13 protein-coding genes are annotated in these 10337 nt (G+C 63.8%); 10 read left to right on the plus strand and 3 right to left on the minus strand.

The window, feature by feature from the left end; genetic code table 11:
• The first annotated feature begins 11 nt into the window (after positions 1-11).
• The 10 genes from QOJ24_RS25130 (at position 12) to QOJ24_RS25175 (ending at position 7963) form a co-directional block, all read left to right on the plus strand.
• A complete protein-coding gene (locus tag QOJ24_RS25130) occupies positions 12-1214 on the plus strand; it encodes a metal-dependent hydrolase family protein (RefSeq protein ID WP_526266126.1) in 1203 nt (400 codons plus the stop codon).
• A 23-nt stretch (positions 1215-1237) separates the two neighbouring features.
• Positions 1238-1690: a MarR family winged helix-turn-helix transcriptional regulator gene (locus QOJ24_RS25135; RefSeq protein WP_526266102.1), complete on the plus strand. Its 453-nt coding sequence runs from the start codon at positions 1238-1240 to the stop codon at positions 1688-1690.
• A 51-nt stretch (positions 1691-1741) separates the two neighbouring features.
• Complete coding sequence (locus QOJ24_RS25140; RefSeq protein ID WP_526266103.1) at positions 1742-2764, plus strand: 2Fe-2S iron-sulfur cluster-binding protein; 1023 nt, start codon at positions 1742-1744, stop codon at positions 2762-2764.
• A 27-nt stretch (positions 2765-2791) separates the two neighbouring features.
• On the plus strand, positions 2792-3535 hold the full coding sequence (locus QOJ24_RS25145) for an SDR family NAD(P)-dependent oxidoreductase (protein ID WP_526266105.1): 744 nt from the start codon (positions 2792-2794) through the stop codon (positions 3533-3535).
• Between the two features lie 45 nt (positions 3536-3580).
• The gene (locus QOJ24_RS25150; protein ID WP_526266107.1) at positions 3581-4840 is read left to right on the plus strand and encodes an aromatic ring-hydroxylating oxygenase subunit alpha; all 1260 of its coding nucleotides are present in this window, start codon (positions 3581-3583) and stop codon (positions 4838-4840) included.
• Positions 4841-4842: 2 nt separating this feature from the next.
• Positions 4843-5178 (plus strand): hypothetical protein, encoded by a 336-nt coding sequence (locus QOJ24_RS25155; RefSeq protein WP_526266108.1) that lies wholly within the window; start codon positions 4843-4845, stop codon positions 5176-5178.
• Positions 5179-5221: 43 nt separating this feature from the next.
• Positions 5222-6067 (plus strand): TauD/TfdA dioxygenase family protein, encoded by an 846-nt coding sequence (locus tag QOJ24_RS25160; RefSeq protein WP_526266110.1) that lies wholly within the window; start codon positions 5222-5224, stop codon positions 6065-6067.
• 90 nt (positions 6068-6157) lie between these two features.
• Positions 6158-7447: a cytochrome P450 gene (locus tag QOJ24_RS25165; RefSeq protein ID WP_526266112.1), complete on the plus strand. Its 1290-nt coding sequence runs from the start codon at positions 6158-6160 to the stop codon at positions 7445-7447.
• On the plus strand, positions 7444-7635 hold the full coding sequence (locus tag QOJ24_RS25170) for a ferredoxin (RefSeq protein ID WP_526266114.1): 192 nt from the start codon (positions 7444-7446) through the stop codon (positions 7633-7635). Before QOJ24_RS25165 ends, QOJ24_RS25170 begins: the two co-directional genes overlap by 4 nt.
• Before the next feature lie 40 nt (positions 7636-7675).
• Positions 7676-7963 carry a DUF1330 domain-containing protein gene (locus tag QOJ24_RS25175; protein ID WP_526266116.1) on the plus strand — a complete coding sequence of 96 codons (288 nt, stop codon included), beginning with the start codon at positions 7676-7678 and terminating at the stop codon, positions 7961-7963.
• 22 nt (positions 7964-7985) lie between these two features.
• Here the strand turns inward: QOJ24_RS25175 and QOJ24_RS25180 are convergent, their stop codons facing one another.
• The 3 genes from QOJ24_RS25180 to QOJ24_RS25190 form a co-directional block, all read right to left on the minus strand.
• Entirely contained in the window at positions 7986-9191 is a 1206-nt protein-coding gene (locus tag QOJ24_RS25180) for a cytochrome P450 (RefSeq protein ID WP_526266117.1), read from the minus strand.
• Entirely contained in the window at positions 9188-9388 is a 201-nt protein-coding gene (locus QOJ24_RS25185) for a ferredoxin (RefSeq protein WP_526266119.1), read from the minus strand. Before QOJ24_RS25185 ends, QOJ24_RS25180 begins: the two co-directional genes overlap by 4 nt.
• The coding region (locus QOJ24_RS25190; protein WP_526266121.1) for a cytochrome P450 at positions 9385-10337 on the minus strand (953 nt) is incomplete at its 5' end. The genes QOJ24_RS25185 and QOJ24_RS25190, both read right to left, overlap by 4 nt.

Raw genomic sequence — 10337 nt, forward strand, 5'->3', positions numbered from 1 at the left:
GGTGGGCCGACATGGAGGCCGGCGAGGTGCGCTCACCGGCCGTGGTGGTGATCGACGGCAACCGGATCTCCGCGGTCAATCCCGTTGAGGTCCCGCAGAATCCGGATCACGACATCGATCTGGGCGACGTAACGCTGCTGCCCGGTTTGATGGACATGGAACTCAACCTGCTGATCGGCGGACCCGGCGGTCCTGAAGGACTGCCGAGTCCGATGCACGGTGTACAGGACGATCCCGCGTACCGCACATTGCGCGGCGCGGTCAATGCCCGCACCACGCTGGAGGCCGGCTTCACCACGGTGCGCAATCTCGGGTTGATGGTCAAAACGGGTGGCTACCTCCTCGATGTCGCGTTGCAGCGTGCGATCGAGGCGGGCTGGCACATCGGGCCACGGATCTACCCGGCGGGGCACGCGGTGACGCCCTACGGCGGACACCTCGATCCGACTGTGTTTCAGCGCCTCGCTCCTGGCATCATGCCGCTGTCGGTCGCCGAAGGCATCGCCAACGGCGTCGACGAGGTCCGGGCGTGCGTGCGCTATCAGGTCCGGCATGGCGCCAAGTTGATCAAGGTGTCCGCTTCGGGCGGTGTGATGTCGCACAGCACTGCGCCTGGCGCGCAGCAGTACTCCGATGACGAGTTCGCCGCGATCGCTGACGAGGCGCACCGCGCGGGAGTGCGGGTGGCCGCGCATGCTGTGGGGGACAGCGCTATTCGCGCGTGTATCCGGGCCGGGATCGACTGCATCGAACACGGATTCCTTGCCACCGACGACACCATCAAGATGATGGCCGACACCGGCACGTTCCTGGTATCGACCACTTACTTGACTGAGGCGATGGCGATCGACCGCATTGCTCCGGAGTTGCGCAAGAAGGCCGAAGTGGTGTTTCCACAGGCTCAGGCCATGCTTCCGAAGGCCATCGATGCCGGGGTCCGAATCGCCTGCGGCACGGACGCGCCCGCGATCCCGCACGGACAGAACGCAAAAGAGCTGTGCGCTCTGGTGTCGCGTGGCATGACGCCCATGCAGGCGCTGCGGGCGGCGACCATCACCAGTGCCGAGCTCATCGAGGCCGACGACGAACTCGGGCGCATCGCGCCGGGGTACCTCGCCGACATCGTCGCGGTGCCAGACGACCCTTCGCGCGACATCGCCGTCACACTGGACGTGCGGTTCGTGATGAAAGACGGCGTCGTCTACAAGCGCTAGCGCCAAGACCGAGAGGAGCGAGCGTGGAACAAACCGACAACATCCTGTGGCTGCTCAAGCAGGCGTGGTACTTCTCCTTGACGACGGTCAACGACGCGGTGAGCGAGCACGGGGTGAGCACCGCGCAGATCGGTGTGCTGCGCCAGTTGTCGGCCGAACCCGGGCTGTCCGGGGCGGCCCTGGCGAGGCGGATGCTGATCACACCGCAAGGAGTGCAACTCGCGCTGACCGCTCTGGAACGACGCGGGCTCGTGGAGCGCAAGCAGGATCCCCAACACGGCCGGATTCTGCAGGCGTTCCTCACCGACCAGGGCCGCAAGGTGGCTGAAGCCGTCGTCAGCGACGCGATCGCCGCGCATGACAAGGTGTTCGGCGTGTTGACCAAGGCCGAGCAGAAAACCCTGCGTGAGCTGTTGGCGCGCGTTGTCGAGCAGGGCACCGGTCATGAGCTGTTCGAAGACCACATCGACTCGTAGGGGGTATTAAGTACTTGAGATTAATGACAAGTACTTGATATATTGAAGTCGATGGCTGACAACAGTGGAGCCGCCGGCTTCGCGCCGCTGCGCGTCAAGCGAGTCGTACGCGAGACGTCGGACGCCGTTTCTCTAGTGCTGGACGTGCCGGAGCGCTGCTCGGCTCGGTATCGCTATCAGGCCGGTCAATTTCTGACACTGCGCGTGAACGTGGACGGTCAGGACATCTGCCGCTGCTATTCGATGTCGTCGGCACCGCTCGAAGACGACCTGCAGATCACCGTCAAGCGTGACCCGGGCGGTCTGGTGTCGAACTGGCTCAACGACACGGTCTCCGAGGGCATCGAGATTCACGCCGCACCGCCGGAGGGACGGTTCTGTCTGCGCGACACCACCGACGAGATAGTGGCGTTCGCGGGCGGCAGCGGTATCACGCCGATCATGTCGCTCATACGTATGGCATTGGCCAGTTCGTCGCGGCGAATTCGGTTGCTCTACGCCAACCGCAGTCGCGATTCGGTGATCTTCGCCGAAGCGCTGACCCGGTTGGCCGACGAGCACGCCGACCGTCTGGTGGTCGTGCACCACATCGACGATGACAGTGGCGTGGTGACGCCCCCGGTGGTCGAGTCCTTCGTCGCCGGCACCGGCGCGGCGGACTTCTACATCTGTGGACCCGGCCCGTTCATGGACACAGTCGAGGCCACAGTTCTCGAGTCCGGCATCCCGCGGGAACGCGTTCACCTCGAACGCTTCTCGGTCGAGCCGGCTCCTGCCGATGTCGCCGACATTTCCGGGCAGACCGAAGAAGTCGTGATCGAACTCGATCACACGACCACCACCGCCGGCTATCGGGCGGGCAACACGTTGCTACAGACGGCGCGCATCGCAGGCCTGCGGGCACCGTCGTCATGCGAGACCGGTTCGTGCGGGACGTGTATGGCGCGCGTTGTGTCCGGTAGCGCCAGAATGCTCAACAACGACGCACTCGATGACGACGAAGTGGCCGACGGATGGGTGCTGACGTGCCAGTCCCTGCCTACCAGCCGATCAGTCCACGTGATCTACGAATAGAGACGAGAGAGAATGGGACGGTCTAGCGTGAGCCGCGTCGCGGTGGTGACCGGAGGCGCATCCGGGATGGGCGAAGCGACCTGCCGCGAGCTCGGCAGGCGCGGGCACAAGGTGGCCGTGCTCGACCTCAATGGCGAGGCGGCCCAACGGGTCGCCGAAGACCTGCGCGCCGAGGGAGTAACTGCTTTGGGGGTAGCGGCCGACGTCAGCGACCGCCCCGCCGTGGAGGAAGCGTTCGCAAAGGTGCGCACTGAACTCGGACCGGTGCACATCCTGGTCACCAGCGCGGGTGCGGTGGACTGGTCGCCGTTTAAAGACATCAGCGTGCAAGCCTGGCAGCGTCTGATCGACGTGAACCTCACGGGGACCTTCCACTCCTGTCAGGTCGCGGTGCCCGACATGCTGGAGGCCGGGTGGGGGCGCATCGTGATGATCTCCTCGTCCAGCGCCCAGCGTGGTTCACCGGGCATGGCGCACTACGCCGCCTCGAAGGGCGCACTGCTTTCGCTGACTAGATCGCTTGCCCGCGAATACGGTCCGGCGGGCATCACCGTGAACAACATTCCGCCGTCGGCCATCGAGACGCCGATGCAGCACGCGGGACAGGCGTCCGGCCATCTGCCCTCCAATGAGCAGATGGCGGCCAGTGTTCCGCTCGGACATCTCGGTACGGGCGACGACATCGCCGCCGCGGTCGGCTTCCTGTGTTCCGAGGAGGCCGGCTTCATCACCGGGCAGACACTCGGCGTCAACGGCGGGTCGGTGATGTGATGACGACGTGTCGCACGAGTTCGCGCACAGCACAGGGAGGTTCGCATGCAGAAATGGCCTAAACCGGCGGAGGGCAGCTGGACGCAACACTATCCGGAACTCGGGACCGGACCGGTTTCCTTCCGCGACTCGACCTCGCCCGAGTTCTATGAGCTCGAACGTGAGGCCGTCTTCAAACGCGCCTGGCTCAACGTCGCCCGCGTCGAGGAATTGCCGCGCGTCGGTAGCTACCTCACCAAGGAGATCGATGCCGCCAGAACATCTGTGATCGTCGTCAAGGGCAAGGATCAGCATATCCGCGCGTTCTACAACATCTGCCGCCACCGCGGAAACAAGTTGGTCTGGAACGACTTTCCGAACGAAGAGGTCAAAGGCGCCTGCCGTCAGTTCACCTGCAAGTACCACGGGTGGCGATACGACCTCAAGGGCGATCTGTCGTACGTACAGCAGGAGGGGGAGTTCTTCGGCCTGGACACTGCGCAGTACGGGTTGAAGCCGGTGCAGTGCGATATCTGGAACGGGTTCATCTTCATCAACTTCGATCCTGAACCGAGGTGGACGCTGCGCGAATTCCTCGGACCGATGATCACCGCGCTCGACGACTATCCGTTCGAGATGATGACGGAGCGTTACGAGTTCGCCGCGCAGAACAACAGCAACTGGAAGATCTTCGCCGATGCGTTCCAGGAGTACTACCACGTGCCGTCGCTGCATTCGCAGCAGGTGCCCACCGAGGTGCGCCAGCCCAACGCAACCTTCGAATGCGGGCACTTCCAGATCGATGGGCCGCACCGCCTGGTCTCGACCGCGGGTACCAGACGCTGGTTGCTCGCGCCCGAATACATGTATCCGGTCGAAAGGGTCACGCGCAGCGGACTCGTCGGGCCGTGGCGTACGCCGGAGACGCACCAGTCGGCCGGCTTGAATCCGGGCGGGATCGAACCGTGGGGCATCACCAATTTCCAGATATTCCCCAACCTGGAGATCCTGATCTATCACGGCTGGTATCTGCTGTACCGGTACTGGCCGACGTCGCACAACACCCACAAGTTCGAGGCCTACAACGCCTTTTACCCTGCACGCACCGTGCGTGGACGCATTGAACACGAGGTCGCCTCGGTGGTCCTCAAGGAGTTCGCGCTGCAGGATGCAGGCATGCTCGGCGGCACGCAGGCGGCGTTGGAGTACGGCGTCGTCGACGATTTCCCGCTGAGCGATCAGGAGATCCTGGTGCGCCATCTGCACAAGGTTGCCGTGGACTGGGTCGACGAGTACAAGGCCGAGCGTAGCCCGGTGGGGGTGTGACGATGGCCGAGTCCCGTCTGCCAAGTGCTTTCGCCGAGTATGAGAAATTCGCCGAGAAATGGTGTCTGGCAACCGAACCCGAGCGGTGGGCGACCCGGTTGGCCACTTCCATGCCGGAGATCCGCGAGTTCTACGACGCGTTCACGCCTCGCTTCGAAGAGGCGATCGACTACTGCGACAAGTTTCCGCTCGACGATGTGCCGGACGATGCGCTGAATCTTCTTCACCTCGTCTATTCGATGATCATGGTGTCGATGGCCGTCGAGGTCTTCGGAACCCAGAAGCCCGCTGATTCCGCCGACGCGGTCATGCATCGCGTCAGCGCGCCGGTGCCGTGAGGACGGCGATGAGCCTCGCGGGCAAAGAGCGGAAAGGGCGACCATGAGTCTGCTCACGATCAACAAGCTCACCGACTCGGTCGGTGCGGAGGTGCTCGGCGTGGACTCGGGTCGGCTCGCAACCGACGAGTCGCTCGGCGCCGCAGTGCTCGATGCGCTGGAAGACAATGGCGTGCTGGTGTTCCCGGGATTGAGCCTGCAGCCCGAGGCGCAGGTAGCGTTCTGTCGCAGGCTCGGCGAGATCGACCATTCCTCCGATGGCCATCATCTCGTCGCCGGGATTTATCCGATCACGCTGGACAAGTCGAAGAATGCGTCGGCGGACTATCTGCGTGCCACCTTCGACTGGCACATCGACGGCTGCACACCGACCAACGGCGAATGCCCGCAGAAGGCGACCGTGCTGTCGGCCAAGCAGGTGGCCGACCGCGGCGGCGAGACGGAGTTCGCGAACTCTTATGCCGCCTACGAGGCGTTCAGCGAGGACGAGAAGGACCGGTTCGGTGCACTGCGGGTGATGCACTCGCTGGAGGCGTCGCAGCGTCGGGTTCATCCTGATCCGTCGCCGGAGCTGGTGGCGAAATGGCGGTCCCGCCCCACCCACCAACATCCCCTGGTGTGGACGCACCGCAGCGGCCGCAAGTCGCTGGTGCTCGGCGCATCGGCGGACTACGTCATCGGGATGGACCTCGACGAGGGCAGGGCGCTGCTTGCAGATCTGCTCGACCGCGCCACCCGGCGGGACCTGGTCTACAGCCACCGCTGGTCCGTCGGTGACACGGTGATCTGGGACAACAACGGTGTCCTGCACCGGGCGGCACCGTATGACCGCGAATCGCCGCGGGAGATGCTGCGCACCACGGTCCTGGGCGACGAGCCGATTCAATAAAGGCCCTCGTTGACGGCGGCGAGGCACTGTGGAAATCTAATGCCCATAGATGAGAATCAGGTTCTCTTCATCAGAGATCATGGAGTAGCAATGGCGGAGGACCTCACTTCGGTCGATTTCTTTCGAGACAAGCGACTGACGGACGATCCGTACCCGTTCTACGAGGCACTTCGCAACAAGTGCCCGGTCAGCCGTGAGGAGCACTACGGCGTCACGATGGTGACCGGCTGGCAGGAGGCCGTCGACGTCTACAACGACGCGGAGACTTTCTCGTCGTGCGTCTCGGTGACCGGGCCTTTCCCGGGCTTCCCGGTACCGCTGGAAGGGGACGACGTCACCGACTTGATCGTCAAGCACCGCGATGAGATCCCGTTCAGCGATCAGCTACCGACGCTCGACCCGCCGACGCACACGAACCATCGCGCGCTGTTGATGCGGCTGATCACACCCAAGCGCCTCAAGGAGAACGAGGACGCGATGTGGCAGCTCGCCGACGACATCCTCGACGACTTCCTTGCGCCCGGCGAGGGCGAGTTCATCAGCGACTTCGCCGGTCCCTTCACGTTGCGCATCATCGCCGATCTGCTCGGTGTGCCCGAAGAGGACCGCCCCGAACTGCTCGAACGCCTCGCCCGAGGGACCCACGGCAGCGGCCTCGGCAATGCCGACAAGACGCTGGCCAAGACCCCGCTCGAGTATCTGTACGAGGTCTTCGCGACCTACGTCGAGGATCGTCGTCGCGAACCACGTGACGATGTGCTGACGGGTCTGGCGACCGCCACGTTCCCCGACGGCACGATGCCGGAGGTCGGGGATGTCGTCCGCGTGGCTACCAACGTGTTCTCGGCCGGGCAGGAGACCACGGTCCGCCTGCTGAGCACCGCGCTGAAGGTGATGGGCGACCAGCCCGACATCCAGCGCAGGCTGCGCGATGATCGCAGCCTGCTGCCGAACTTCATCGAGGAGTGTCTTCGCATCGAGAGCCCGGTCAAGGGTGACTTCCGACTGTCGCGGACACCGACCACTGTCGGAGAGGAAGCCTTGGCCGCCGGCTGCACTGTGATGGTGGTCAACGGCGCCGCCAATCGCGATCCGCGCCGGTTCGGAGACCCCGATACGTTTGACCCGGAGCGCAAGAACGCGCGCCAGCACCTCGCATTCGGGCGCGGGATTCACAGCTGCCCCGGCGCACCACTGGCCCGTGCCGAGACTCGCGTCGGCCTCGAGCGGCTACTGGACAGGACCACCGATATCCGCATCAGCGAGGCGCATCACGGCCCGCCGGGACAGCGTCGCTACCAATACATTCCGACGTACATCCTGCGGGGGTTAACGACTCTGCACCTGGAATTCGATGTGGTGGACGGTGACCGGCGATGAAGGTGACCGTCGACGAAGATCGGTGCGCGGGCCACGGTATGTGCCTGACGATGTGCCCGGAAGTGTTCGACCTGAACGAGGACGGATGGGCGGTGGCCGATCCCGAAGAGGTGCCACCCGACCTCGAATCCTCAGCCCGCGACGCGATCGCGAACTGTCCCGAACGAGCCATCCGCGAAATCGACTAGAGCACCTCGGCGGTGCCGACAACTACATGAGGAGTTTTCAGTGTCAAAGGGCTACATAGTCATCACCGAGGACGTCAAGGATCCCGAAGGAATGACCGAATACGCCAAGCTGGCCGGCAAGGCGATGGCGGGTGCGACGATCCTGGCGTTCGACCAGAACGCCGAAGTGCTCGAAGGTGAGTGGCACGGCACCCAGACCGTTCTGCTCGAGTTCGAATCGCCCGAAGCCGCCCATGAGTGGTACCACTCCGACGCCTACCAGGAAGCGGTGAAGCTCCGGCAAGCGGCCGCCGACTGCCACGGAGCCATCCTGCACGGCCTGGGTTGACCGCACGCTAGGGGCATACGGCTCAGCTGAGCACGCGCACCGGAACGCTTGACCAGCCCGCGACGTTCTGCGCCGCGACTCGCTTGCACTCGTCCCACAGCACCTCGTAGCGCGGCATGAAGTCGAGCAGGCGCTCGAGCGCGACCGCACTTTCCATACGGGCCAGCGCGGCGCCCAGACAGCTGTGCACGCCGTAGCCGAAGCCGAGGTTCTGCGCCTCTGAGCGGTCGCGGTCGATATCGAAGGTGTCGGCATCGGTGAACGCCCTGGGATCGCGGTTCGCCGAACCGCCCAGCAGGAAAACGGGTTTGCCCGCCGGGATCGTGACACCGTGCAGCGTCACCTCTTTCATGGATCGACGCACGTTGTACTGATTCGGCGCCTCGTAACGCAGCAGCTCCTCGACTGCTGCCGGAATCTTGCTGCGGTCACCGAGCAGTTTCTGCCACTGGTTTGGGAACCGCGCGAACGACGCCGCCGCGTTGCCGACCAGCTTGGTGACGGTCTCTGCACCTGCCCCGCCCAACAGGGTTGCAAACCCGGCGATCTCGAAGTCGTCGAGCGTCTCCTTCTCACCGTCCTCCCGCGCCACCTCGGCAGCGATCAACCGACTGAACATATCGTCGCGGGGTTCGGCGCGTCGCTCCTGGATCAGCTGGTAATACAGTCCGATCGATTCTCCAACGGCCTGCAAGCCCTCCTCGGACATCTCGATCTGGCCGGGCTCCCGGCGCAGCGACGTGTCCACCCATTGGCCGACCTGCTGCCGGTATTCCTCAGGCACACCGAGCATCTGGGTGATCACTTCGACGGGGAAGAGGGCGGAGAAGTCCTGCACGACGTCGAAGCGCGTCCGGTCGACCTTGGCGAGGTACCGGTCGATGGTCTCGGTCACCATCGGCCGCAACGCCTCGATCGCCCGTGGCGTGAAGACCTTGTTCACCAGGCTGCGCATCTGTCGGTGCTCAGGTGGGTCCATGACGATTATCATCTTGACCGGCATCGGTTCGTCCGACTTCACTGTCGCGAGGTCGAGCCCGTACGCCGACGAATACGTTTGGTAATCCTTGAAAGCCGCCGCGACGTCCTCATGCCGCGACAGCGCGTAGAAGTCATGTTCCTTGTTGTAGTACACCGGCGCTTCCTCGCGCATACGCCGGTAGATCTCCCAGGGTCCGTTGAAGAATTCCTCGGAAAAAGGGTCGAAGACGAGTTCGGATGTCGTCACGCGTCTTCAATCGAAATCGCCTGGCGTGGGCACTGGCGCACGGCTTCCCTGACCTGCTGCTCGTTCTCGGGCGTCACATCTTCCTGGAGCACATGCAGATAGTCCTGATCGTCGAGGTCGAAAACCTCGGGGATGATGCCCATGCATACCCCGTTGCTTTCACACAAGCCGAAGTCGACTTCGATTTTCCGGGTCATGTGAGAACCTTTACGGGGACGTGCTTCCACCCGACCACATTCTGCATCTGGACGCGTTTGCACTTGTCGAAGTCGACCTCGTAGCGCGGCATGAAGTCGAGAAGTTTCTCCAACGCGATAGCGCTTTCCAGGCGCGCCAGTGCCGCGCCGAGGCAGCTGTGGATGCCGTAACCCAGACCAAGGTTCGTCGCCTCGGTGCGGTCACGGTCGATGTCGAACTTGTCCGGGTTTGTCCAGGCGCGTTCGTCGCGGTTGGCCGCACCGCCGATCAGAAAGACCGGGCTGCCCTCGGGAATCGTGGTGCCGTGCAGGTGAACGTCTTTCATGTTTCGGCGCACGTTGTACTGCGACGGCGCCTCGTAACGGAGTAACTCCTCGACTGCGGCGGGGATCCTACTGCGGTCCTCCTGCAACTTGCGCCACTGGTCAGGGTTCTGTGCGAACACGTACACCGCATTGCCGACGAGTTTGGTGACCGTTTCGGCACCCGCGCCGCCGAGAAGCGATGCGAACGCGGCGATGTCGAGGTCCTCGAGCTTCTCGAGTCCGCCGTCCTCCCGCTCGAGGTCGGCTTCTATCAGCTTGGTGAAGAGGTCGTCTTGGGGCTGTGCTCGCCGCTTCTGCACCAGTTCGAGGTAGAACATCGCGTTGTCGATGTTCGCCTGCATTCCCTTCTCGCCGACCTCGACCTGGCCGACCTCGCGATGCAACCCGTCATCGATCCAGTGTCGGACCTGCTGGGCCTGGTCGTCGGGAACACCCAGCATCGTCGTGATGACCTCGACGGGAAACGGCGCCGTGAACTCCTGAACGGCATCGAACCCGTCCGGATCGAGGCGGCTGATGTACTTCTCGACCTTGGCGGTCACCATCTGCTTCTGCGCCTGGATGGCGCGGGGAGTGAACACCTTGTTCATCAGGCTGCGCATGTTGCGGTGCTCGGGCGGGT

The sequence above is a fragment of the Mycobacterium sp. genome (assembly GCF_032159775.1).
Classification (GTDB): domain Bacteria; phylum Actinomycetota; class Actinomycetes; order Mycobacteriales; family Mycobacteriaceae; genus Mycobacterium.